General features: G+C 62.9%; 29 protein-coding genes and 1 pseudogene. 22 read left to right on the forward strand and 8 right to left on the reverse strand.

Annotation, left to right across the window (positions count from 1 at the left end; all coding sequences use genetic code 11):
• From MHZ91_RS25910 to MHZ91_RS25970, 13 genes and pseudogenes are all read left to right on the forward strand, one after another.
• A pseudogene (locus tag MHZ91_RS25910) lies at positions 1-121 on the forward strand (elongation factor Tu); the annotation flags it as partial.
• A 74-nt stretch (positions 122-195) separates the two neighbouring features.
• Complete coding sequence (gene rpsJ / locus MHZ91_RS25915) at positions 196-507, forward strand: 30S ribosomal protein S10 (RefSeq protein WP_003806903.1); 312 nt, start codon at positions 196-198, stop codon at positions 505-507.
• 412 nt (positions 508-919) lie between these two features.
• A complete protein-coding gene (gene rplC, locus MHZ91_RS25920; RefSeq protein WP_008168945.1) occupies positions 920-1,609 on the forward strand; it encodes a 50S ribosomal protein L3 in 690 nt (229 codons plus the stop codon).
• Positions 1,610-1,613: 4 nt separating this feature from the next.
• Complete coding sequence (rplD, locus tag MHZ91_RS25925) at positions 1,614-2,234, forward strand: 50S ribosomal protein L4 (RefSeq protein ID WP_008168948.1); 621 nt, start codon at positions 1,614-1,616, stop codon at positions 2,232-2,234.
• Entirely contained in the window at positions 2,231-2,527 is a 297-nt protein-coding gene (rplW, locus tag MHZ91_RS25930) for a 50S ribosomal protein L23 (RefSeq protein ID WP_006216557.1), read from the forward strand. Before rplD ends, rplW begins: the two co-directional genes overlap by 4 nt.
• Positions 2,528-3,355: a 50S ribosomal protein L2 gene (rplB, locus tag MHZ91_RS25935; protein WP_056327037.1), complete on the forward strand. Its 828-nt coding sequence runs from the start codon at positions 2,528-2,530 to the stop codon at positions 3,353-3,355.
• A gap of 12 nt (positions 3,356-3,367) precedes the next feature.
• Entirely contained in the window at positions 3,368-3,643 is a 276-nt protein-coding gene (rpsS, locus tag MHZ91_RS25940) for a 30S ribosomal protein S19 (protein ID WP_006216555.1), read from the forward strand.
• A gap of 3 nt (positions 3,644-3,646) precedes the next feature.
• The gene (gene rplV / locus MHZ91_RS25945; protein ID WP_006227021.1) at positions 3,647-3,976 is read left to right on the forward strand and encodes a 50S ribosomal protein L22; all 330 of its coding nucleotides are present in this window, start codon (positions 3,647-3,649) and stop codon (positions 3,974-3,976) included.
• A 9-nt stretch (positions 3,977-3,985) separates the two neighbouring features.
• Positions 3,986-4,777, forward strand: coding sequence for a 30S ribosomal protein S3 (rpsC, locus tag MHZ91_RS25950; protein WP_008168950.1), 792 nt, complete (start codon positions 3,986-3,988; stop codon positions 4,775-4,777).
• A gap of 2 nt (positions 4,778-4,779) precedes the next feature.
• Complete coding sequence (gene rplP / locus MHZ91_RS25955; protein WP_006389610.1) at positions 4,780-5,196, forward strand: 50S ribosomal protein L16; 417 nt, start codon at positions 4,780-4,782, stop codon at positions 5,194-5,196.
• An 11-nt stretch (positions 5,197-5,207) separates the two neighbouring features.
• On the forward strand, positions 5,208-5,399 hold the full coding sequence (rpmC, locus tag MHZ91_RS25960) for a 50S ribosomal protein L29 (RefSeq protein ID WP_003806912.1): 192 nt from the start codon (positions 5,208-5,210) through the stop codon (positions 5,397-5,399).
• 2 nt (positions 5,400-5,401) lie between these two features.
• On the forward strand, positions 5,402-5,683 hold the full coding sequence (rpsQ, locus tag MHZ91_RS25965; protein WP_006216549.1) for a 30S ribosomal protein S17: 282 nt from the start codon (positions 5,402-5,404) through the stop codon (positions 5,681-5,683).
• A gap of 106 nt (positions 5,684-5,789) precedes the next feature.
• Positions 5,790-6,446 carry a hypothetical protein gene (locus tag MHZ91_RS25970; RefSeq protein ID WP_239216351.1) on the forward strand — a complete coding sequence of 219 codons (657 nt, stop codon included), beginning with the start codon at positions 5,790-5,792 and terminating at the stop codon, positions 6,444-6,446.
• Between the two features lie 59 nt (positions 6,447-6,505).
• Here MHZ91_RS25970 and MHZ91_RS25975 read toward each other — a convergent pair whose 3' ends face one another.
• The 6 genes from MHZ91_RS25975 to MHZ91_RS26000 are packed head-to-tail and all read right to left on the reverse strand — an operon-like array spanning position 6,506 to position 12,202.
• Complete coding sequence (locus tag MHZ91_RS25975) at positions 6,506-7,573, reverse strand: branched-chain amino acid ABC transporter permease (protein ID WP_239216352.1); 1,068 nt, start codon at positions 7,571-7,573, stop codon at positions 6,506-6,508.
• 11 nt (positions 7,574-7,584) lie between these two features.
• Positions 7,585-8,595 carry a branched-chain amino acid ABC transporter permease gene (locus MHZ91_RS25980; protein ID WP_239216353.1) on the reverse strand — a complete coding sequence of 337 codons (1,011 nt, stop codon included), beginning with the start codon at positions 8,593-8,595 and terminating at the stop codon, positions 7,585-7,587.
• Positions 8,592-9,344, reverse strand: coding sequence for an ABC transporter ATP-binding protein (locus MHZ91_RS25985; protein ID WP_175136928.1), 753 nt, complete (start codon positions 9,342-9,344; stop codon positions 8,592-8,594). Before MHZ91_RS25985 ends, MHZ91_RS25980 begins: the two co-directional genes overlap by 4 nt.
• Entirely contained in the window at positions 9,341-10,108 is a 768-nt protein-coding gene (locus MHZ91_RS25990) for an ABC transporter ATP-binding protein (protein ID WP_175136927.1), read from the reverse strand. The genes MHZ91_RS25985 and MHZ91_RS25990 overlap by 4 nt, the downstream gene beginning before the upstream one ends.
• 12 nt (positions 10,109-10,120) lie before the next feature.
• On the reverse strand, positions 10,121-11,293 hold the full coding sequence (locus tag MHZ91_RS25995; protein WP_056571020.1) for a substrate-binding domain-containing protein: 1,173 nt from the start codon (positions 11,291-11,293) through the stop codon (positions 10,121-10,123).
• A 15-nt stretch (positions 11,294-11,308) separates the two neighbouring features.
• Positions 11,309-12,202: an alpha/beta fold hydrolase gene (locus tag MHZ91_RS26000; RefSeq protein WP_239216354.1), complete on the reverse strand. Its 894-nt coding sequence runs from the start codon at positions 12,200-12,202 to the stop codon at positions 11,309-11,311.
• 154 nt (positions 12,203-12,356) lie between these two features.
• Between MHZ91_RS26000 and MHZ91_RS26005 the strand changes: the two genes are divergently transcribed.
• Positions 12,357-13,325: a helix-turn-helix domain-containing protein gene (locus MHZ91_RS26005; protein WP_175136924.1), complete on the forward strand. Its 969-nt coding sequence runs from the start codon at positions 12,357-12,359 to the stop codon at positions 13,323-13,325.
• Positions 13,326-13,423: 98 nt separating this feature from the next.
• Here MHZ91_RS26005 and MHZ91_RS26010 read toward each other — a convergent pair whose 3' ends face one another.
• Together MHZ91_RS26010 and MHZ91_RS26015 are read right to left on the reverse strand one after the other, a co-directional pair.
• Complete coding sequence (locus MHZ91_RS26010) at positions 13,424-15,595, reverse strand: metallophosphoesterase (protein WP_239216355.1); 2,172 nt, start codon at positions 15,593-15,595, stop codon at positions 13,424-13,426.
• 240 nt (positions 15,596-15,835) lie between these two features.
• Positions 15,836-17,263 carry an NAD-dependent succinate-semialdehyde dehydrogenase gene (locus MHZ91_RS26015; RefSeq protein ID WP_175124782.1) on the reverse strand — a complete coding sequence of 476 codons (1,428 nt, stop codon included), beginning with the start codon at positions 17,261-17,263 and terminating at the stop codon, positions 15,836-15,838.
• 220 nt (positions 17,264-17,483) lie between these two features.
• Between MHZ91_RS26015 and MHZ91_RS26020 the strand changes: the two genes are divergently transcribed.
• The 8 genes from MHZ91_RS26020 (at position 17,484) to rplR (ending at position 21,485) form a co-directional block, all read left to right on the forward strand.
• Positions 17,484-18,236: an aspartyl/asparaginyl beta-hydroxylase domain-containing protein gene (locus MHZ91_RS26020; protein ID WP_239216371.1), complete on the forward strand. Its 753-nt coding sequence runs from the start codon at positions 17,484-17,486 to the stop codon at positions 18,234-18,236.
• 339 nt (positions 18,237-18,575) lie between these two features.
• Positions 18,576-18,944 (forward strand): 50S ribosomal protein L14, encoded by a 369-nt coding sequence (rplN, locus tag MHZ91_RS26025; protein ID WP_006216531.1) that lies wholly within the window; start codon positions 18,576-18,578, stop codon positions 18,942-18,944.
• Positions 18,945-18,955: 11 nt separating this feature from the next.
• Positions 18,956-19,276: a 50S ribosomal protein L24 gene (rplX, locus tag MHZ91_RS26030; RefSeq protein WP_008168975.1), complete on the forward strand. Its 321-nt coding sequence runs from the start codon at positions 18,956-18,958 to the stop codon at positions 19,274-19,276.
• Positions 19,277-19,288: 12 nt separating this feature from the next.
• Positions 19,289-19,828, forward strand: a complete 540-nt coding sequence (rplE, locus tag MHZ91_RS26035) for a 50S ribosomal protein L5 (protein ID WP_008168978.1) — start codon at positions 19,289-19,291, stop codon at positions 19,826-19,828.
• Between the two features lie 12 nt (positions 19,829-19,840).
• Complete coding sequence (rpsN, locus tag MHZ91_RS26040; protein WP_006216527.1) at positions 19,841-20,146, forward strand: 30S ribosomal protein S14; 306 nt, start codon at positions 19,841-19,843, stop codon at positions 20,144-20,146.
• Between the two features lie 10 nt (positions 20,147-20,156).
• Entirely contained in the window at positions 20,157-20,552 is a 396-nt protein-coding gene (gene rpsH, locus MHZ91_RS26045; RefSeq protein ID WP_006216525.1) for a 30S ribosomal protein S8, read from the forward strand.
• A gap of 12 nt (positions 20,553-20,564) precedes the next feature.
• Complete coding sequence (rplF, locus tag MHZ91_RS26050; RefSeq protein ID WP_062838799.1) at positions 20,565-21,098, forward strand: 50S ribosomal protein L6; 534 nt, start codon at positions 20,565-20,567, stop codon at positions 21,096-21,098.
• Positions 21,099-21,119: 21 nt separating this feature from the next.
• Positions 21,120-21,485, forward strand: coding sequence for a 50S ribosomal protein L18 (gene rplR / locus MHZ91_RS26055; RefSeq protein WP_008168985.1), 366 nt, complete (start codon positions 21,120-21,122; stop codon positions 21,483-21,485).
• Positions 21,486-21,498: the final 13 nt, after the last annotated feature.

Here is a 21,498-nt window from a genome sequence, read left to right on the forward strand (position 1 = left end):
CAACGTGACGATGACCGTCAAGCTGCTGGCCCCGATCGCCATGGAAGAAGGTCTGCGTTTCGCCATCCGTGAAGGCGGTCGTACCGTCGGCGCCGGCGTCGTCGCCAAGATCCTGAAGTAATTCGGATCTATTAAGCAGCACCCAACCAGCGAGGGCGTGATCCCGCCCTCGCGTCTCGTTCTTTAGGAAACGCCATGAAAAACCAAAAGATCCGCATCCGCTTGAAAGCCTTCGATTACAAGCTGATCGATCAATCGGCCGCCGAAATCGTCGACACCGCCAAGCGCACGGGCGCTGTCGTCCGCGGTCCGGTGCCGCTGCCCACGCGTATCCGTCGCTACGACGTTCTGCGTTCGCCGCACGTCAACAAGACGTCGCGTGACCAGTTCGAAATCCGTACCCATCAGCGCCTGATGGACATCGTTGATCCCACCGACAAGACCGTTGACGCCCTGATGCGTCTGGACCTGCCGGCCGGCGTCGACGTCGAAATCGCGCTGCAGTAAGACGCTCCGGGCCTGCTACCTTCGCCGGCAGGTTCGTAAAAAAATGGCCGCACTCCCTCGGGACTGCGGCCATTTTGTTTTCGCGTTCCGGCCCGAAAGAGCATGTAAGCATGTGCTCACTACCTGCTCAAACGACGCTGAAAGGCAGCATGCCCGCCAGGCCGCGCAAACCGTGGCAAAAATGCCCACCGAGGCATGGCCTGAATCCGCTAAGTGCTTGTGCCGCTTAGAAAAAACATGCTAATATGCGAAGCTTGCCATTTTGTGGCAAGTCTAACTATGGACAAAGCCCAAGCCACCTTGCTGTTTGAGGGCGCTGCGCCTAATCCAGGTTGAACATAGTCGTAGGGCAAAGGCCGTTACCTTTTGCCTGATTAGCCCCGACCAATCGCAGTCGGGAATGGAGAAAACGATGTCGAATTCGACACCCACGCCCGCCGCTCACCGGCTGGGGCTGGTGGGTCGCAAGGTCGGCATGACCCGCATTTTTACCGAGGAAGGTGAATCCATCCCGGTGACCGTGCTGGACGTGTCCAACAACCGCGTGACCCAAGTTAAGTCGCTGGAAACCGACGGCTACGCCGCCATCCAGGTGGCTTATGGCACTCGTCGTGCCTCGCGTGTGGCTCAGCCGCAAACGGGCCACTACGCCAAGGCCGGCGCTGAAGCCGGTAGCATCCTCAAAGAATTCCGCCTTGATCCCGCTCGCGCCGCTGAATTTGCGGCCGGTTCCGTGATCGCCGTGGAATCCGTGTTCGAAGCCGGCCAACAGGTCGACGTCACGGGCACGACCATTGGTAAAGGCTTCGCCGGTACCATCAAGCGTCACAACTTCGGTTCGCAGCGCGCGTCGCACGGTAACTCCCGTTCGCACCGCGTTCCGGGCTCGATTGGTCAAGCACAAGATCCGGGCCGCATTTTCCCGGGTAAGCGCATGGCCGGTCACCTGGGTGACGTCACCCGCACCGTTCAAAACCTCGACGTCGTTCGCGTTGACGTTGAGCGCGGCCTGCTGCTGGTCAAGGGCGCTGTCCCCGGCCACGCTGGCGCCGACATCGTTGTGCGCCCGGCCATCAAGGCCCCGGCCAAGAAGGGAGCGTAAGTAAATGGATCTCAAGCTCCTGAACGACCAAGGTCAGGCCGCTGCTACGTTCAGCGCGCCGGACACGATCTTCGGCCGTGACTTCAACGAAGCGCTGATTCACCAGATCGTCGTGGCTTTCCAAGCCAACGCGCGTTCCGGCAATCGTGCTCAGAAGGACCGTACGGAAGTCAAGCACTCCACCAAGAAGCCCTGGCGTCAAAAGGGTACCGGCCGCGCTCGCGCTGGTATGACTTCGTCGCCGCTGTGGCGTGGTGGTGGTCGGACTTTCCCGAACTCGCCCGAAGAGAACTTCAGCCAGAAGGTCAACAAGAAGATGTACCGCGCCGGGATCCGCTCGATCCTGTCGCAGCTCGCTCGCGAAGACCGCATCGCCGTCGTTGAATCGTTTGATCTGGAATCGCCCAAGACCAAGGCTGCCGCTGCAAAGCTGAAGAGCCTGGGCCTGGACTCGGTCCTGATCATCACCGACAGCGTCGATGAAAATGTTTACCTCGCCACCCGCAACCTGCCGCACGTTGCCGTTGTCGAGCCCCGTTATGCCGATCCGTTGTCGCTGGTCCACTACAAGAAAGTGCTGATCACCAAGCCGGCCATCGCTCAACTCGAGGAGATGCTGGGATGAACGCTGAACGCTTGATGCAAGTCATTCTGGCTCCGATCGTGACCGAAAAGGCCACGTTCGTCGCTGAGAAGAATCAGCAAGTCGCTTTCCGTGTCGTGGCTGACGCTACCAAGCCGGAAATCAAGGCTGCCGTCGAACTGCTCTTCAAGGTGCAGGTCGAGTCCGTGCAGGTCCTCAACCGTAAGGGCAAAGTCAAGCGCTTTGGCCGATTCGTTGGCCGTCGCCGTAATGAGCGCAAGGCTTACGTCTCGCTCAAGGACGGCCAGGAAATCGACTTTGCGGAGGTGAAGTAAATGGCCCTCGTAAAAGTTAAGCCGACTTCGGCTGGCCGCCGTGGCATGGTGAAGGTTGTCAGCCCGAACCTGCACAAGGGTGAGCCCTACGCGCCGCTGCTCGAAAAGAAGACCCGTGGTTCTGGCCGTAACAACAACGGTCACATCACGATCCGTCATCGTGGCGGTGGTCACAAGCAGCACTACCGTATCGTCGACTTCCGTCGCGATAAGGACGGCATCCCGGCAAAGGTCGAGCGTCTGGAATATGACCCCAACCGTACGGCGCACATCGCTCTGCTGTGCTACGCCGACGGCGAACGTCGTTACATCATCGCTCCCCGTGGCCTGGAAGTCGGTGCGACCGTGCTGTCGGGCACCGATGCTCCGATCCGCGCTGGCAACACGCTGCCGATCCGCAACATCCCGGTCGGTACGACGATCCACTGCGTCGAAATGCTCCCCGGCAAGGGTGCCCAGATGGTCCGCTCGGCTGGCGCTTCCGCCGTCCTGCTGGCTCGCGAAGGCATCTACGCTCAGGTGCGTCTGCGCTCGGGTGAAGTCCGCCGTGTGCACATCGAATGCCGCGCCACCATCGGTGAAGTCGGTAACGAAGAACACAGCCTGCGCCAAATCGGCAAGGCCGGTGCAATGCGTTGGCGCGGTGTCCGCCCGACCGTTCGTGGCGTCGCCATGAACCCGGTGGATCACCCGCACGGTGGCGGCGAAGGCCGTACCGGTGAAGCACGCGAGCCGGTCAGCCCGTGGGGCACTCCGTCGAAGGGTTACAAGACCCGTCGCAACAAGCGGACGAACAATATGATCGTCCAACGGCGCAAGCGCAAGTAAGAGGCGAACACTATGTCACGTTCGATCAAGAAAGGCCCGTTTGTCGATGCTCACCTGATCAAAAAGGTGGACACGGCCGTTGCGGGCAAAGACAAGAAGCCGATCAAGACCTGGTCGCGTCGTTCCACGATCCTGCCCGAGTTCATCGGTCTGACGATCGCTGTGCACAACGGCAAGCAGCATGTTCCCGTTTATATCAACGAGAACATGGTCGGTCACAAGCTGGGCGAGTTCGCGCTGACCCGTACGTTCAAGGGTCACGCCGCGGACAAGAAGGCGAAGAGGTAAGCGATGGAAACTACTGCCATTATCCGTGGGGTTCACATCTCCGCTCAGAAGACCCGTTTGGTTGCGGACCTGATCCGTGGCCAGAAGGTCGGCCGTGCGCTGGAAATCCTCACCTTCTCGCCGAAGAAGGCTGCCGTCATCCTGAAGAAGGCTGTCGAGTCCGCCATCGCCAACGCCGAGCACAACGACGGCGCCGACATCGACGAACTGAAAGTCACCACGATCTTCGTGGACAAGGCTCAGTCGATGAAGCGCTTCTCCGCTCGCGCCAAGGGCCGCGGCAACCGTATCGAGAAGCAGACCTGCCACATCACGGTCAAGGTCGGAGCTTAAGGAGTCACGATGGGTCAGAAAATTCACCCCACTGGGTTCCGTCTCGCGGTCACCCGTAATTGGTCCTCGCGTTGGTTCGCCGACGACAAGGCCTTCGGCTCGATGCTGGCCGAAGACATTCGCGTTCGCGAGTACCTGAAGAAGAAGCTCAAGAGCGCCTCCGTTGGTCGCGTGATCATCGAGCGTCCCGCCAAGAATGCCCGCATCACCGTCTACTCGGCTCGTCCGGGCGTGGTGATCGGCAAGCGCGGCGAAGACATCGAAAGCCTGAAGGCTGATCTGCAGCGTCTGATGGGCGTGCCCGTGCACGTCAACATCGAAGAAATCCGCAAGCCGGAAACCGATGCTCAACTGATCGCCGACTCGATCTCGCAACAGCTCGAGAAGCGCATCATGTTCCGCCGCGCCATGAAGCGCGCGATGCAGAACGCCATGCGTCTGGGTGCCCAAGGCATCAAGATCATGAGCTCGGGCCGTCTGAACGGTATCGAAATTGCTCGCACCGAGTGGTATCGCGAAGGCCGTGTGCCGCTGCACACCCTCAAGGCCAACATCGACTACGGCACCTCCGAAGCCCACACCACGTACGGCGTGATCGGCATCAAGGTCTGGGTCTACAAGGGCGACATGCTGGCCAACGGCGAATTGCCGCCGGAAACCGCAGCCCCGCGTGAAGAAGAACGTCGTCCGCGCCGCGCTCCGCGTGGTGATCGTCCGGACGGTGCTCGCACCGGTCGTCCGGGTGGTCGTGGCCGCGCTCCCCGCAAGGCGGACGCTGCTCCGGCGCCTGAAGGAGAATAACCATGCTGCAACCCTCCCGCAGAAAGTATCGCAAAGAGCAGAAGGGCCGCAACACCGGTCTGGCGACTCGTGGCACCCACGTGTCGTTCGGCGAGTTCGGCCTGAAGGCTACCGGCCGTGGCCGTCTGACCGCCCGTCAGATCGAAGCTGCTCGTCGCGCCATCAATCGTCACATCAAGCGTGGCGGCCGTATCTGGATTCGCATTTTCCCGGATAAGCCCATCTCGCAGAAGCCTGCCGAAGTCCGTATGGGTAACGGTAAGGGCAACCCGGAGTACTGGGTTGCTGAAATCCAGCCCGGCAAGGTGCTCTACGAAATGGAAGGGGTTAGCGAAGAGCTCGCGCGTGAAGCTTTCCGCCTGGCCGCTGCCAAGCTGCCGATTTCGACCACGTTCGTCGCGCGTCATATCGGTGCTTAAGGAGTACTAACATGAAAGCTAGCGAACTCCGTTCGAAAGACGCCGCCGAGCTCGGCAAAGAGCTCGAAAGCCTGCTGAAGGCCCAATTCGGTCTGCGCATGCAGAAAGCCACGCAGCAACTGGCCAACACCAGCCAGCTGCGCAACGTGCGCCGCGACATCGCTCGCGTCCGCACCTTGCTGACCGAGAAGGCAGGGAAATAAAGATGAGCGAAACTCAAAACACCCAAGTGGCCAAGCGCCAGCGCACGCTGGTTGGCAAGGTCGTCAGCAACAAGATGGACAAGACTGTCGTCGTTCTGGTTGAGCGCCGCGTCAAGCACCCCATCTTTGGCAAGATCATCATGCGTTCCGCGAAGTACAAGGCGCACGATGAATCGAACCAGTACAACGAAGGCGATACGGTTGAAATCGCTGAAGGCCGTCCCATCTCGCGCTCGAAGTCGTGGCGTGTGGTGCGTCTGGTTGAAGCCGCACGTATCATCTAAGTGAAAGCTGCACCTCGGAACGGTTCGCCGTTCTGATATAAAACGGCAAGGGCCAAAACCCTTGCCGTTTTTTTATGTGTCGTATTTGGGAATTCTGTAGGGAAGCATGGTCATCGTCCGCAAATCAGCCGGGCTTGCCGTCGCCATCGCGTGCTTGATGGCAATGGCCGCCGGCGCCGCGTTCGCGCAGGAGCGAGGCGCGCCCATGCCGTCCGCCGCCAGCGCCGCGCCTGGTGCGGGCGAGGCTGCCATTGCCGGCACGTTTCCCGCTCCGATGTTGCCAAGCTCCGCTGCCGGCGTACGTGGCGCGAGCGCAACCGAGGGTGCTCCGCCTGCGGCGCGCGGTTCCACGCCACCGCCGATGGATGCAACGACGCTCGGCAAGCAACTGCTCAATGCCGGGCCGGATCCGCGAGTTCAATTGGATGGCAGATCCAAAGATCATGCCGCCATCTTCGGTACCGAAGACGAGGACGAGCAGAGTTTGCTGGACCAGGAACGCGCATTGCAGGCGCAGCGAGACCAGCTGAAGGTGTTGGAGCGCGTGCTGAACGCCCCGCCGCCACATGCGGATCCGCACCCACCGGCCATGATTCCGCTGACCCCTGGCGGTCAGATGACCATGCCGCCCTTGATGCCCACGCCGTCGGGTTCTCAACTGAATCGCACCAGCAGTCAGACGCAGCGCAGTGTGGACGACATGCAGCGGCGCGTCGATGAGTTGAGGCGTGGTGCCGATACGCTCAGGCAGGGCGGACGCTAGCCCAGGGCCTGAGGCCGGATGACAGACGCGCAGAACGCGATGTTGTTCCGCGGCACTGCCTATGGGCGCCGAGCAAACTCCCGCAGCCGTCCGGCGACGCCGGTCGGAAAGTAATACACCGACAGCACGAACAGAATTCCGAGCCAGAGCAGCCAGCGGTCCGGCTCGAACAGCAGGGCCAGCGGGGGGATGCCCGCCACGACCTCATGCACGGCATGCAAGCCGTCCTGCAGATAGCTCTGCGCGAACACGAACAGGCTCGCACCGACCACTGCGCCGTACATGGTGCCCATTCCGCCGATCACGACCATCAGCAGGATGTTGAGCATGATCTCGAACGACAACGTCGTGTCCGGGCCGTTGTAGCGCAGCCAAAGCGCATACAGCGCGCCCGCCAAGGTCGCGAACGCCGCCGCAAGCAGGTTCGACAGGCTGCGGTAAAGCACCGTGCGGTAGCCGATCGCTTCGGCGCGGAAAGGATTCTCGCGAATCGCCTGCAGCACGCGGCCGAACGGCGAATTCACGATGCGCAGCAACATCAGGAAGAGCACCACGCAGACCGCCGCGATCAGGTAGTAAGTGATGATCCGTCCGTCGACTGTGACGCCAAACAGGGGTTCAGAAAGCGGACGGAACGCCGGTCGCAACATCTGCGGAACCTTGAAGTTCAGGCCATCCTCGCCACCGGTCAATTCCGACAACTGCGACACCAGCGTCTGAAACGCCGCAGCGACGGCCAAGGTGATCATCGCGTAGAAAATGGCGCGCACGCGCAGACTGGCCAGGCCGATCAGCAAGGCGAAGGCGAGCGACACGGCCAGTCCGGCCGCGGTCCCGGCAAACACCGCCGTCCAGCCGGGTTCCATGCGTATGCTGGCGATCGCCACGCCGTACGCGCCAATGCCAAAGAACATGGTGTGCGCGAAGCTGACGATGCCGGTGTATCCCAGCAGCAGGTCGTAGCTGGCAACCAGGACGATGAAGACGAGGATCTTCGCCGCGACGGCCAATGCCTTGGGGCCGGGAAACAGGAAGGGCGCCGCGGCCAGCGCGGCCACGATTGCCATGAGCAGCAGCGCCAGGATCGCGCTGCGCGGAGGATCGCCGGAAAGCAGGCGAAACGACATGTCGGCGGCTCCTAGCGGTTCGTGACGGGGTACACGCCTTGCGGGCGCCACAGCAAAATGGCGACCATCAGCGCGATGTTCGAGAAGAGGGCGGCCTTCGGCATCAGAAAGCCGGTGTAGTTGGCCATCAGCCCGACCAGCAGCGCGCCGATCAGGCAGCCCACCGTGGAGCCCAGGCCGCCGATCATGATGACGATGAAGATCAGCACGTTCACCTGCGCGCCCAACTGCGGCACGATGGATTGCTGGTACATCCCCCACAACACGCCGCCCAATCCGGCCAGCATCGACCCGGCAACGAACACCCCGACAAACAGATGCCGGATCCGGTAGCCCAGGCTTTCGACCATCTCACGGTCTTCGACGCCGGCGCGGATCAGCAGGCCAAGCTTGGTGCGGTTCAACACCCACAGCATGCCGCCCAGCACGATCAGGCCGACCACCAGCGCCACCACGCGATACTTCTCGATGGCGGCGTCGCCCAGCAGGAACGCGCCGCGCAGGGATTCGGGCAACGGCAACGTGATCGTTTGCGGTCCCCACATCATCTTGATGATCTCTTCGCCGATGATCATGCCGCCCATCGTGATGAGGATCTGCTTCAGATGCTGGCCGTAGACCGGCCGCACGATCACGCGCTCAAACGCCAGGCCCACGGCGCCCGCCACCAGCATGCCCACGATCATGGCTGGCAGCACGGCGACCAGATTGGTCCACAGGCTGCCGGACTGCGTCCAGTCAGCCATGGAACCCAGCACGGTGGCCGCCATGTAGGCGCCGATGGCAATGAACAGGCCGTGGCCGAAATTGAGCACGTCCATCAGGCCGAAGACGAGCGTCATGCCCGACGCCACGATGAAGATGATCATGCCCATCGCCAGCCCGGCGAAGGTCAGCGTGACCCAGGTGGAAAACGACCCGACCAGGGGCAATGCGATGACCGCCAGCGCCAGCACCAGCAGCACAGGCATGAGGTCGGCGCGTGCGCGCGGCAGCGGCGCTTCGATGTCCAGCGTGCTCATTGGTGGCTTCCCAGTGACAGGCCCAAAAGGCGTGTCTGCAGCGCCTCGTCCGCGGCCAGGTCGGCCATGGCGCCTGCGTGCACGACCTGGCCGTTGTCCATGATTGCCGCGTAGTCGCCAACGCGGCGGGCAAAGTTGAAGTTCTGTTCGACCAGCAGGATGGTGGTGCTGGACTGTTTGAGTTCGATGAACGCGTCGATCATGTTCTGGATGATGGCCGGCGCCAGACCCTTGCTGGGTTCGTCGACCAGCAGCAGGCGCCGCGGCTCGATGATCGCGCGCGCCATCGCCAGCATCTGCTTCTGCCCGCCCGACAGTTTGCCGGCGGGGTGCAGCCAGAACTTCTTCAACGCCGGAAAGAACCCGAAGATCCATTCCAGCCGGGCGGTGTCCAGTTGCGCGGCATTTCTGGCAAGGCGTGCCGCGAGCAGGATGTTCTCCTTCACGGACAGGTCGCCGAAGATGCCCATGTTCTCGGGCACATAAGCCATGCCCATGCGCGCCATGTCGGGTGGCGACGCGCGCGTGCCGGGTCCGCCGATCGGCTTGGCGTCCAGGCAGATCTGGCCCTGCGATGCGCGCCACAATCCCATGATGGTGCGCAGCGTCGTCGTCTTGCCCGCGCCATTGCGCCCGAGCAGCATGGTGACCGCCGATGCCGGCACCGACAGGTTCACGCCGTGCAGGATGTGATACGCGCCGATGTGCGTGTGCACGTCCTTCAATTCCAGAAGCGGTTGCGCCGTCATGCCGCCTCCTGCGCGCTGATGCCCAGGTAGGCCTGCTGCACGATGGGCGAGGCAATCACGGTGGCCGGATCGCCGTCGGCCATCAGCCGCCCGTTGTGCAGCACGACGATGCGGTCCGCCAGCTCGCGCACGACATCCATCTTGTGCTCGACGAGCAGAATGGTCTTGGACGCGTCGGCCTTCAGCTCGCGGATGAGGTCCAGCACGACGGGCACGTCATCCACGCTCATGCCGGCGGTAGGTTCGTCGAACATGAACACCGAAGGCTCCAGCGCGATAAGCATGGCGATCTCCAGCTTGCGCTGGTCGCCGTGGGGCAGGTCGGCGGCGGGTTGGTCGCGGCGGGCGGTCAGCCGTGTGCGTGCGAGCAGGGCATCGGCACGCTCCATGAGACCGCGATCGTCGCGCCACGTGCGCCAGAACCGGATGTGGCGCCAACCCATGCCCTGTTGCCGAGACTGCAGGGCAAGCCGCACGTTTTCGTGAACGCTCAGCCGGGGGAATAGCTGCGTCAGCTGAAATGCGCGGCCTAGCCCCGCGTGCATGCGGGCCGGCGCGGACAGCGTGGTCAGATCGCGTCCGTTCAATGTCACGGTGCCGGCACTGGCGCGCAACTGCCCCGAAATCAGATTGAAGTACGTCGTCTTGCCGGCGCCGTTCGGGCCGACGATGGCGGTCAAGGTGCCGGGCGCGTAGGCGCAACTGACATCATTGACCGCCACATGACCGCCGAAGCGAACGGTGAGCGAATGGGTCTCAAGCATGAGCGGCGGGAATCAGCGCTTGTTCTGGATAGGCACGGCCATCTGGTCCGGCGTGATTTCCTTGACCAGGTCCTGGACTGCCCATGGCACCGAGGGATCGTTCTTGATCCGGAAGTGATACATCGACTGCATGGCCTGATGGTCCTCGGGCCGGAACGTCATCTTGCCCTTGGGCGTGTCGAAGCTCATGCCTTCCATCGCCTTGATGAGCTTGTCGGTATCCGAATCGCCACCAGTCTTGTTCAAGGCCGCAACGATCGCGATGCCCGATGCCATGCCGCCTGCGGTGAAAAAGTCGGGCGGTTGGCCGAAACGCTTCTGATGCTCGGCCACGAGCCAATCATTGACCGGGTTCTTGGGGATGCCGTAGTAGTAATACGTGGCGCCTTCCATGCCCGCCAGGGATTTGAGCGGCGTCATGGCGGTCAGCGTGTTGCCTCCCGTGGCGATCTCGATGCCGTAGCGCTTGGGATCCAGATCGGCGATCTTGAACGGATTGCCGGCGCCGGCCCACAGGATGAAGATGATCTTGCGGCCGGGCTTGTCCTTCAGCGCGTCGAACAGCCGCTGCGCGCCGGCCGTGAAGTCGGTCGCGTTGGCCGGCAGGTATTCCTCGTGCACGATCTTGGCGTTCTTGAGCGCGCCCTTGAAGGCTTTGACGCCGTCGCGGCCAAAGGCATAGTCCTGCGCCAGCATGGCGATCGACGTGCCTTCCTGGTCGAACGCCACGGCGTTCGCGATGGCGTCCTGCGAGGAGTTGCGTCCGGTGCGGAAGATGTACTTGTTCCACTTCTCGCCGGTAATGGAATCGGCCACCGCCGGCTCCACCAGCAGGATCTTTTCGTATTCCTCCGCGATCGGCAGCATTGCCAGCGCCACGCCCGACGACGTCGGACCGACGGCGATGTCGGCGTTGTCGTCGGCATAGGCGGACGCGAGTTGCGCGCGGGCCACATCGGGCTTGCCCTGGTTGTCTTTCTCGATGACGCGGATCTTGCGCCCGGCCACCGTCATGGTGCCCTGCGTGGCGTATTCCAGCCCCAGCATCAGTCCGTTCTGGGTCTGCTTGGCGTAAGCCTCAAGCGGGCCGGTCTTGTCATAGACATGGGCGACAACGAAGTCCTTTGCCGCCAGCGCGGAACTCATGCACAGGCTGGCCATGGCGGCGAGCAGAATGCGTTTCATGGAAGTCTCCTGGTGTCAGTGGGCGCGCGCGGCCGTGTCGTCCGGCCTGGCGAGAAATTGACGGATGGGTTCGATCTGGGCGGGCACGTTCAGCGCGGGGGCGTGCCCGCAATCGGGAAAGTCGATGCGCTGTGCGCGGGGGCCGCGCTGCGTCATGGCGTGCGCAACGTCGGGCAGCAGCAGGTCCGATTCGGCGCCGCGCAAAAGCAACGTCGGGATGCGCAGCGTGTCGTAGCCGGCCCACCGGTCATAGTCGTTCGGGTGATGGCTGAACTGTCCGACGATGGCCGGATCGTAATGGGCGGTGACGCGGCCGTCGGGCAGCCGGCGCACCGACGTTTCCGCCATCCGGCGCCACTGATCGTCGCTCTGCCAGCCATAGGGTTTGTAGGCGGCGCGCAGCCAGGCTTCGAGCTCCGTCACCGTGTCGAAGGCCGGCGGGTTGCCGGCATAGGCCAGGATGCGCTCGATGGCAGGCTGCGGCAGTTCCGGCCCGATGTCGTTGACGACCAGGTGCGAAATGCGATCGCGCAACGTGGTCGCGGCCGCATGCATGCCGGTCGCGCCGCCCATGGACGTTCCCACCCAGCGCACGCGCGCCAGCGACAGGCCGTCCAGCAGGGCGCGCGCCAACGTGGCGTAGAAGTCGAGCCGGTACTCGGCGACCGGATCGGGGCTCCATTGCGATAGGCCGCGCCCGATCGCGTCGGGACAGATCACGCGGTAGTCGCCGGCCAGTGCCTGCGCCAGCTCGTCAAAGTCTCGGCCGGTGCGGGCCAGGCCATGCCACATGATGATGGGCGGCGCGTCAGAAGCGCCCCAGTCCGTGTAGTGCAACTCGCGCCCTGCGCAGCGCAGATAGCGCGACGCCGGCGTATGGCGCGCGGTTGCCGACCCTGCCTCGTCCATGCGTCTCCTCCCGGTTTGTCCAGGTTGTGTGCTTATCGGGCTGAATATAGACTTGCGGCAAGCGCGCCCACAATGCGCCGGCCACCCCACAGCAGGGTGAGTCAACAATATGTAGACGCAAGATCAATTTGCGCAGCCCCCAGGAGACCGTGCCATGCCAGATACGGAATTCGCCATTTCGGCCAGCGCCGGCGCCGACCGGCGCGATGCGTGGCGCGCCGCGCTGGCCGATGCTTTCGGGCCGTTCGAGGTGCATGGCGGCAAACCCGGTCACTTCGCGGGCCATGTCCGCTATGCGCGACGCGCCAGCCTTCAATTCAACGATCTGCATTACCAGGGCCAGCGGCTGGAACGCACGCCGGGCAACGTGTCGCGGCTGGATCAGGAGTTCTATACCTTCGGCCTGCCGCTGGCCGGTCCGCTGGCAGTGCGTCAGCAGGGTCGCGAATTTCAGGTCGAACCCGGCTGCGTTTATCTGATGAACCAGAGCCTGCCGTATCAGGCAACCGCGAACGGCGCGGCGGGCTACCGCAGCCTGAGCGTCTCGTTCCCGCGCAGTGCACTGTCGCAGCGGGATTCACGCATCGGCGCCTTCTACAAGCTGCGCACCGACGACGGGTCGCCCCGCGGCGCGCTGCTGGCCGGCTACATGGATCACCTGTTCAAAGGCATGGACGGCTGGTCCGAGACCGAGGCCGCCGAACTGGGCGAGCGCCTGATCGATCTCATCGTGCTCTTCCTGGTGCAGCCGGGACAGGGACAGGTCTCGGAGGCCGACAGCAGCGTCACAGTGGCGCACAGAGCGCGCGTGCTGGCCTATATCCGCCAGCATCTCGCCGACCCGGATCTGTCTCCCGCGCGGGTGGCGCAGGGCTGCGGCGTCTCGGTCGCCTATCTGCACCGCATCCTGCGCGCGGGTGGGTTGTCGGTGGAGTCGTTCATCTTCGAGCAGCGGCTGGACCGGTGCCGCGAACTGCTGCTGGACGTGCGGCACCGCCATCGCGGCATCGCCGAGCTGGCGTATCAGGTGGGTTTCTCTCATCCTTCGCATTTCAGCCGGCTGTTCAAGCAGCGCTTCGGCATGACGCCGCGGGACCTGCGCGCGGGCGGGCGCGCCTTGTAGGCGTGAACGCGGACCGTTGCGCGCCAGGCAATGCCGCCAAACAAAAACGGCCCGCTTGATCAGCGGGCCGTCGGCCTTTCGGAACCTTCGAATCAGGCTTAGAACGGCGAAGGCTGGTTGGACAGGTTGACGATGCTGTTGGTCGTCAGGTCCAGGCGGATGTGCTCGGACGGCGCACCGTTGGCGAGCTTGAGCATGATCGCCATCAGCGGCTTGAAGCGCGCCTTGAACAGGTCTGCGGGCGTGTTGGCGTCGCTGACGTTGTTGCCGTTCATCTGCACCGCGGCGTTGGTCTGGTTCAGTGCTTGAGCCAGCAGCTTGTACTGGCTGGCGCGCTGCGCCGGGATATCGGTAAACGCGAGGTCGCCGGCATTGGCCAGGCGCACGAAGTCCCCGGCCATCTCCAGCGCCGTCCACTGCGCGAAGTCCGCCAGCTGCATGCCGTTGGCCTGGGCCAAGGCTTGCGCGCGCGATTGCGCGTTGGCGGCATCCGCGGCATAGGCCGGATTGCTGGCGCCGCTGCCGCCGCCGTCAGACAGGCATGCAAAGAACGCGGGCGTCAGATTGTTCTGATTGCCGGTGTTCGCCAATTCCTTGAGCGTGACCGTCGTCTGCAGTTGCGACAACGCCAGCAGGTCGGCGCCCGTCAGCGGGCTCTTGACCAGCTCCCGCATCTCGCAGCGCCAGTCGTCGTTCAGCAGGCGCAGGCGCACCAGTTCGCTCATGTAGCGATAGGTGAAATCGCCGTAGTCCTTGGCGTCCAGGATGGAAACGTCCCAGCGCGGCGGCACGGTGTAGGCGTTTTCCGCGCGGTACAGGTCGAACAGCTCATCGAAGCGCGGCACCTTGTCCAGGCGGATGGTCTGCACTTCGATCTCATCGGCGCTCTGCAGCGTCATGAGCTTGTACGCGGGCACATAGGCGGCCATGGAGGGCGCCTGGATGTTGAAGAGCGCGTGGTCGCCGCCGTAGTTGCGCAGCGCCATGTCGTTGAAGTGCATGTGGCCGCCCACGTGTACCTTCAAACCGGTCTCGGCCAGCGCGCGCGTGGTGTTCTCCGCGGGACGGCGGATCATCTGCATCTTGTTCGCGCCCAGCAGCGCTTCGATGTCGTCGGACGCGCCATTGAAGAACTCGGACATCGGGAAGTGGCTGAAGGCGATGACCTGCTTGCCCTGCGCCTTGCCGCGCGCCACCACGTCGGTCAGCCACGTGATGACGTGCGCCTTGTGGGTCAGCATCTTGTTGTAGCCCTGGTCACCCGAGCCGGTGAAGTCGTGGGCGCCCGGACCCGTCGGCACGTAGACGTTGGCATCCAGGCCCACCAGCCACACGCCCTCGACGGGCTCGACCACGTACGACGTGTCGGGCACCATCTTGCACAGCGTGTAGTTCTGCGGCTTGTTCGGACCGCCGGTGCCTTCGGCGCAGATCTCGTACTGACGGTTGATCCAGTTGGCTTGCGAAACCGCCGTGGCGTAATCGTAGTCTTCGTACTTGTAGGTGCTGTACGGGGTTTCGTAATACACGTTCTGCGGCTGCGGCATGAAGCCATGCTGCTCGAGCGCGGTCGTAATGCCCGAGTAGCCCATGTGCAGCACTTCCTCGGTGCAATAGGTGTTGCCGATGCGCGTCCAGTCGCCGCTGTAGGCGGTGTTGCATACGTTTGCGCCGCGGCTGTAGATTGGCTGCGAAAAGCCGATCGCGCCCGTCACGGGATCCAGGCCAAGGTAGTCGCCCTTGCCCGCGGGCTGGTTGAAGGGGCGGTTGGGGTCATGGTTGCCGGGCGCGGCAAAGAACTGGATGCCGTGCTTCTTCGAATAGTCGTCCATGATCTTGACCAGGCCGCGCATGTGCACAGGCTGGCCGTCGTCCGAGAAGTCGCCCGGCAGTGCGATGTACTTCACGCCGCGTTTCACGGCGTCGTCCAGCGCGGCCAGGAAGGCGAAGTAGTTTTCGTTGAAGAGGCGCGTGGACGTCAGCTGCGCGTACATCGTGCGGATGGTCGCGTTGTCGCCCGCTTTCGGGTTGGGGATGCCAGGGAATGAGCCGTCCTTGAAGTCCGCGTAGACGTCGTGAAAGTGGATGTCGGGCATGAACGCAACCTGCACGGGCGCGGGCGGTTGCGCGGGCGTTTCGGCCGGGGGCGGCGTCTCGGCGACGGGCGGTGGCGTGTTGTCGTCGTCCTTGTCGCCGCCGCAAGCGGCGAGCAGGGCAACGAGCAGCAGGGAGGCTGCGGCGCGGACGGGGCGGGAAGGGCGAAACGTCATCGAGGGCGGAATCCACGGGTCAGTGCGGCGGCGGTCGCGCATGGGCGTTGGCCATGCGGAAGCGGCAGCCGCGGTTAAGCGATTTGGGTCAGCTGCTGGGGTCAGCTGCTTGTAAGCGGGCCCAATGCTCACTGAGCCGCATGACAGCGTCATGAATCCCTGACCGGTCCGCGCCACACGACAGACAAAAAAAAGCCCCGCACGCCAGGTGCGGGGCTTTGCTTTGCGATGACCGCAGGATCAGACGTGCGTGATGAACTTGGTGACCAGATAGCCCTCGAAGGTCTCCGTGCCGCCTTCGCTGCCGATGCCGCTGTCCTTGATGCCGCCAAAGGGGGTCTCGGCCAGGGCGCTGCCGAAGTGATTGATGTTGACCATGCCGGCTTCCAGGCCGTTGGACACTTTGGTCGCGGTCTTCAGCGAATTCGTGAACACGTACGAGGACAGGCCGAAGGGCAGGCTGTTGGCGCGGCGCAGCACCTCGTCGGTGTCCTTGAAACGGACGACGGGCGCCACGGGGCCGAACGGCTCTTCGGTCATCAGCATGGCGTTGTCGGGCAGTTCCGTGACCACGGTCGGCGCAAAGAAGAAGCCCTTGCGGTCCAGCGGACCGCCGCCCACCACCACCTTGGCGCCGTGCTTCTTGGCGTCGTCGATGAAGGCGCTCATGGCGGGCACGCGGCGCTCATGCGCCAGCGGCCCCATCTCGGTGCCGGCTTCCAGGCCGTCGCCGACCTTGATGTTCTTGAGGACCTCAGAGAACCGCGCCAGGAACTGCTCGTACGCGCCGTCCTGCACGTAGAAGCGGGTGGGCGACACGCAGACCTGGCCCGCGTTGCGCACCTTGAACTTGGCCAGCATCTCGGCGGCGCGGTCGATGTCCGCGTCGTCGAACACCAGCACGGGCGAGTGGCCGCCCAGTTCCATGGTGACGCGTTTCATGTGCGCGCCTGCCAGCGCCGCAAGCTGCTTGCCGACCGGAACGGAGCCGGTGAACGACACCTTGCGCACGATCGGCGAACGGATCAGGTAATCGGAGATGGTGGCGGGTTCGCCCCAGACGATGTTCAGGCAGCCCTTGGGCAGACCCGCATCGTGGAACATGCGCGCAATCGCCATGACCGCGCTGGGCGAGTCCTCGGGACCCTTGAGCACGACCGTGCAGCCGGCGCCAATGGCGGCGGCGATCTTGCGGATGGCTTGGTTGTACGGGAAGTTCCAGGGCGTGAAGGCGGCGCAGACGCCGATGGGTTCGCGCACCACGATCTGGCGCACATCCGGATTGCGCGGCTGGATGACGCGTCCGTAAATGCGGCGGCATTCCTCAGCGTGCCAGTCGGCATGTTCCGCGCAGGAGGTGACTTCGCCCACGGCTTCGGCCAGCGGCTTGCCCTGATCCAGCGTCATGTTGCGGCCGATCTCCTGGGCGCGCTCTCGCGACAGCGTGGCGACCTTGCGCAGGATCGCCGAGCGGTCCATGGGCGAGGACTTCTTCCACGATTCGAAGGCGCGCTGGGCAGCGGCAAGGGCGCGGTCCAGATCGGCTTGCGTGGCGTGAGGCAGCTGGCCCAGCACCTCGAGCGTGGCGGGGTTGATGACGTCCTGGGTGCGCCTGCCCTCGCCGGCGACGAATTCGCCGTCGATATACAGCGCCAACTGTTCATACATGCCTGTCGTTCCTTGCGTAATAGGAATGGGTAGCCAAGGGCGAGAGCGACCGCTGTCGCCCACGGCAGTCTAAACCAGCTTCCCCGCAGTGGAAGGAGCCAATCCCCGCCGCGGGCTTGGGTCCATTGGCGTGCCAAGTGCCGGCACGCGTGCCACCGTGGACAAGCGCATCGCCGTGGACAAAAATGAGGAATCTTCGGCTGTCATCCGTATATCCATCGTGCAACCCATCGATGCGCGTCCGGCCGCCAAGCCCAGCCTCTATTCGCGGGTTGTTTTCCGCTTCATTGACTGGCTGCGTCAGCGCATTGCGCAGGCCTCGCTGGTCGGCGACAAGCCGATATTCCAGAACAGCCAGTTCCCGTGGGTTGCCACCCTCGAAGCGCGGGCGCCTGCCATTCGGGCCGAACTGATGAGCCTGCTGGCCGACCGCCAGGCGCTTCCGGCCTTCCACGAACTCTCCCCGGATGTGGGCATGATCACCTCCGACGACCGATGGAAGACGTTCGTCTTCCTGGGCTATGGCCTGCGCTCTGAACGCAACCTTGCCCGATGTCCGTCCACCGCGCGCGCCCTGCAGGACATCCCGGGCCTGCGCACTGCCTTCTTCTCCATCCTCGAAGCCGGCAAGCGCATCCCGCTGCACACGGGGCCGTACAACGGCGTGCTGCGCCTGCACCTCGGCCTGGTCGTCCCCGACCCGCCCGAAAGCTGCTGGATAGAAGTCGGCGGCCAGCGCTATAGCTGGCGCGAAGGACAGGCGGTGGTCTTTGACGACCTGTATCCCCACGAGGTGCACAATGACACCGGCGGCGTCAGAGCCGTGCTTTTCGTGGATTTCGAGCGTCCCTGCCGAGCTCCTGTAAAATGGCTAAATCGCCTTGTGCTCATGGCCGCACCGTTCACGGATGAAATCCGTCGCGGCAAGGCAAATCATGACGCCTGGGAGAAGGGCTACTACCGCCAGAAATAGGGGCGGATGGCCCGACAAACCGACCCCCTTGACAGGGGGCGTGGTCTTTTGTGCGCAATCCCAACAAAGTGCTTGCGCTCAAAAATTAACCACGTTAGAATTATCAGCTTTCCCAGATTGTCGATTCACTTAGCCGAAGGTTAGGTGAGCGCGTCGGGGGGAATACCCGCAGGATTTCAACCCAGGGTCGTTGCGTTGCCACCAGTTGCTGGTCCAGTAGTACGGACTTGCCGACAAAAAAGCAGGGCGGCTGACCTGACGGGACCAAAACTGGCAGGAATTGCAGTGTTCCCTTGTTGGGAAAACCGTATTTCCAGTTAAGTTGGAACAGGAAAAATCATGATCCAAATGCAGACCACGCTGGACGTGGCCGATAACACTGGTGCGCGTCATGTCATGTGCATTAAGGTGCTCGGTGGCTCCAAGCGCCGTTATGCCGGTATCGGCGACATCATCAAGGTGAGCGTCAAAGATGCGGCTCCGCGCGGACGCGTCAAGAAAGGCGAAATTTACAATGCCGTGGTGGTTCGTACCGCCAAGGGCGTGCGCCGTAAAGACGGTTCGCTGATTCGTTTCGGTGGCAATGCTGCCGTGTTGCTCAACGCCAAGCTGGAGCCTATCGGCACCCGCATCTTCGGACCCGTTACGCGTGAACTGCGTACCGAGAAGTTCATGAAGATCGTGTCGCTGGCCCCGGAAGTGCTGTAAGGAGCCCTACGATGAACAACATTCGTAAAGGCGACGAAGTCATCGTCCTGACCGGCCGCGACAAGAAGCGTCGTGGCACGGTGCTGGCCCGCGTTGGCGCCGACCACGTTCTGGTCGAAGGCGTCAACGTTGCCAAGAAGCACGTGAAAGCCAACCCGATGGCTAACAACCCGGGCGGGATTGTCGAAAAGACCATGCCGATCCACATCTCGAATGTGGCGCTCTTCAACCCCGCAACCGGTCGTGGCGACCGCGTGGGCGTTCAAGAAGTCGAAGGTCGCAAGGTCCGCGTGTTCCGTTCCAATGGTGCCGTTGTCGGCGCCAAGGCGTAAGGGGCGATAGACATGTCTCGTTTGCAAGATTTCTACAAGAGCAAGGTCGCTGGCGACCTGCAGGCCAAGTTTGGCTACAAGAGCGCAATGGAAGTGCCGCGCATCACCAAGATCACCCTGAACATGGGTGTCTCGGAAGCGGTCTCCGACAAGAAAGTCATCGAGCACGCTGTGTCGGATCTGACCAAGATCGCCGGCCAGAAGCCCGTCGTGACGAAGACCAAGAAGGCTATCGCCGGTTTCAAGATCCGCGAAAACTACCCGATTGGTTGCATGGTCACGCTGCGTGGTCAACGCATGTACGAATTCCTGGATCGCCTGGTGGCGGTTGCGCTGCCTCGCGTGCGCGACTTCCGCGGTATCTCGGGTCGTGCGTTCGACGGCCGTGGCAACTACAACATCGGGGTGAAAGAGCAGATCATTTTCCCCGAAATCGAGTACGACAAGATCGACGCGCTGCGTGGGCTGAACATCAGCATCACCACCTCCGCCAAGACCGACGAAGAAGCCAAGGCGCTGTTGACGGCCTTCAGCTTCCCGTTCCGTAACTAAGGGGCTGATGACGTGGCTAAACTTTCCCTCATCAATCGCGACATCAAGCGCGCCAAGCTGGCTGACAAGTTCGCTGCCAAGCGCGCTGAGTTGAAGGCGATCATCGACGACCAGTCGAAGACCGACGAAGAACGTTACCAAGCTCGGCTCAAGCTGCAACAGCTGCCGCGCAATGCCAACCCGACGCGTCAACGCAACCGCTGCGTGGTCACCGGTCGTCCTCGCGGCGTGTTCCGCAAGTTCGGCCTGACGCGCCACAAACTGCGTGAAATGGCGATGAAGGGTGAAATCCCCGGCATCACCAAGGCCAGCTGGTAGGAGAAACAATATGAGCATGAGCGATCCCATCGCCGATATGCTGACCCGCATTCGCAATGCGCAGCAAGTGGACAAAGTTACGGTGAGCATGCCCTCCTCGAAGCTGAAGGCGGCTATTGCCGCTGTGCTGAAAGACGAAGGCTACATCGACAGCTTTGAAATCAAGGGCACCCAGGCCAAGCCTGAGCTCGAGATCACCCTGAAGTACTACGCTGGCCGTCCGGTCATCGAGCGCATCGAACGCGTCTCGCGCCCTGGTCTGCGTATCTACAAGGGCCGTACCAGCATTCCTCAGGTCATGAACGGCCTGGGCGTGGCTATCGTTTCGACCTCGCGCGGCGTCATGACCGACCGTAAGGCTCGCGCCAACGGCGTCGGCGGCGAAGTGCTGTGCTACGTGGCCTAAGGAGAAATTCGAATGTCACGTATCGCTAAGTATCCGGTCGAACTGCCCAAGGGTGTCGAAGCTGACATCAAGCAGGATCAGATCACTGTCAAGGGCCCGCTGGGCTCCCTGACCCAACCCCTGACTGGCGACGTCACGATCTCGCTGGACGGTGGCAAGCTCACGTTTGCCGCTGCCAACGATTCCCGTCACGCCAACGCCATGTCGGGCACCGTGCGCGCGCTCGTGGCCAACATGGTCAACGGCGTGAGCAAGGGATTCGAGCGCAAGCTGAACCTGGTCGGCGTGGGTTACCGCGCCTCGGTTCAAGGCGACGCCGTTAAGCTGCAGCTCGGTTTCTCGCACGACGTTTTGCATCAGTTGCCGGCCGGTATCAAGGCCGAATGCCCCACCCAGACGGAAATCGTCATCAAGGGCTCCAACAAGCAAGTCGTCGGTCAGGTGGCCGCTGAAATCCGCGCGTACCGCGAACCCGAACCCTACAAGGGCAAGGGCGTGCGTTACTCGGACGAACGCGTCGTCATCAAAGAAACCAAGAAGAAATAACGGCGCACGCAAGGACGAATCATGGACAAAAAAGTTTCCCGTTTGCGTCGTGCGGTTCCGACTCGCCGGAAGATCAACGAGCTGCGCGTTCATCGCCTCTCGATTTTCCGCTCGAACCAGCACATCTACGCCAACATCATTTCGCCGGAAGGCGATCGCGTTCTGGTCAGCGCCTCGACGGTGGAAGCCGAAGTGCGTGCGCAACTGGCCGGCCAAACCGGTCAGGGTGGCAACAAAGCCGCTGCGACGCTGGTTGGCAAGCGCGTGGCCGAAAAGGCCAAGGCTGCCGGTATCGAACTGGTCGCTTTCGATCGCTCGGGCTTTCGTTACCATGGCCGCGTCAAGGCGCTGGCCGATGCCGCGCGTGAAGCCGGCCTGAAGTTCTAAGCGAGGATCTGTC

Source organism: Achromobacter sp. ACRQX, assembly GCF_022346505.1.
GTDB classification, from domain to species: Bacteria; Pseudomonadota; Gammaproteobacteria; order Burkholderiales; family Burkholderiaceae_B; genus Achromobacter; species Achromobacter animicus.

Excerpts from the sequence above, each read along its gene's own strand:
- rpsJ (WP_003806903.1), top strand. The coding sequence starts at position 196 with ATGAAAAACCAAAAGATCCGCATCCGCTTGAAAGCCTTCGATTACAAG.
- rplC (WP_008168945.1), top strand. The coding sequence starts at position 920 with ATGTCGAATTCGACACCCACGCCCGCCGCTCACCGGCTGGGGCTGGTG.
- rplD (WP_008168948.1), top strand. The coding sequence starts at position 1,614 with ATGGATCTCAAGCTCCTGAACGACCAAGGTCAGGCCGCTGCTACGTTC.
- rplW (WP_006216557.1), top strand. The coding sequence starts at position 2,231 with ATGAACGCTGAACGCTTGATGCAAGTCATTCTGGCTCCGATCGTGACC.
- rplB (WP_056327037.1), top strand. The coding sequence starts at position 2,528 with ATGGCCCTCGTAAAAGTTAAGCCGACTTCGGCTGGCCGCCGTGGCATG.
- rpsS (WP_006216555.1), top strand. The coding sequence starts at position 3,368 with ATGTCACGTTCGATCAAGAAAGGCCCGTTTGTCGATGCTCACCTGATC.
- rplV (WP_006227021.1), top strand. The coding sequence starts at position 3,647 with ATGGAAACTACTGCCATTATCCGTGGGGTTCACATCTCCGCTCAGAAG.
- rpsC (WP_008168950.1), top strand. The coding sequence starts at position 3,986 with ATGGGTCAGAAAATTCACCCCACTGGGTTCCGTCTCGCGGTCACCCGT.
- rplP (WP_006389610.1), top strand. The coding sequence starts at position 4,780 with ATGCTGCAACCCTCCCGCAGAAAGTATCGCAAAGAGCAGAAGGGCCGC.
- rpmC (WP_003806912.1), top strand. The coding sequence starts at position 5,208 with ATGAAAGCTAGCGAACTCCGTTCGAAAGACGCCGCCGAGCTCGGCAAA.
- rpsQ (WP_006216549.1), top strand. The coding sequence starts at position 5,402 with ATGAGCGAAACTCAAAACACCCAAGTGGCCAAGCGCCAGCGCACGCTG.
- MHZ91_RS25970 (WP_239216351.1), top strand. The coding sequence starts at position 5,790 with ATGGTCATCGTCCGCAAATCAGCCGGGCTTGCCGTCGCCATCGCGTGC.
- MHZ91_RS25975 (WP_239216352.1), bottom strand. The coding sequence starts at position 7,573 with ATGTCGTTTCGCCTGCTTTCCGGCGATCCTCCGCGCAGCGCGATCCTG.
- MHZ91_RS25980 (WP_239216353.1), bottom strand. The coding sequence starts at position 8,595 with ATGAGCACGCTGGACATCGAAGCGCCGCTGCCGCGCGCACGCGCCGAC.
- MHZ91_RS25985 (WP_175136928.1), bottom strand. The coding sequence starts at position 9,344 with ATGACGGCGCAACCGCTTCTGGAATTGAAGGACGTGCACACGCACATC.
- MHZ91_RS25990 (WP_175136927.1), bottom strand. The coding sequence starts at position 10,108 with ATGCTTGAGACCCATTCGCTCACCGTTCGCTTCGGCGGTCATGTGGCG.
- MHZ91_RS25995 (WP_056571020.1), bottom strand. The coding sequence starts at position 11,293 with ATGAAACGCATTCTGCTCGCCGCCATGGCCAGCCTGTGCATGAGTTCC.
- MHZ91_RS26000 (WP_239216354.1), bottom strand. The coding sequence starts at position 12,202 with ATGGACGAGGCAGGGTCGGCAACCGCGCGCCATACGCCGGCGTCGCGC.
- MHZ91_RS26005 (WP_175136924.1), top strand. The coding sequence starts at position 12,357 with ATGCCAGATACGGAATTCGCCATTTCGGCCAGCGCCGGCGCCGACCGG.
- MHZ91_RS26010 (WP_239216355.1), bottom strand. The coding sequence starts at position 15,595 with ATGACGTTTCGCCCTTCCCGCCCCGTCCGCGCCGCAGCCTCCCTGCTG.
- MHZ91_RS26015 (WP_175124782.1), bottom strand. The coding sequence starts at position 17,263 with ATGTATGAACAGTTGGCGCTGTATATCGACGGCGAATTCGTCGCCGGC.
- rplN (WP_006216531.1), top strand. The coding sequence starts at position 18,576 with ATGATCCAAATGCAGACCACGCTGGACGTGGCCGATAACACTGGTGCG.
- rplX (WP_008168975.1), top strand. The coding sequence starts at position 18,956 with ATGAACAACATTCGTAAAGGCGACGAAGTCATCGTCCTGACCGGCCGC.
- rplE (WP_008168978.1), top strand. The coding sequence starts at position 19,289 with ATGTCTCGTTTGCAAGATTTCTACAAGAGCAAGGTCGCTGGCGACCTG.
- rpsH (WP_006216525.1), top strand. The coding sequence starts at position 20,157 with ATGAGCATGAGCGATCCCATCGCCGATATGCTGACCCGCATTCGCAAT.
- rplF (WP_062838799.1), top strand. The coding sequence starts at position 20,565 with ATGTCACGTATCGCTAAGTATCCGGTCGAACTGCCCAAGGGTGTCGAA.
- rplR (WP_008168985.1), top strand. The coding sequence starts at position 21,120 with ATGGACAAAAAAGTTTCCCGTTTGCGTCGTGCGGTTCCGACTCGCCGG.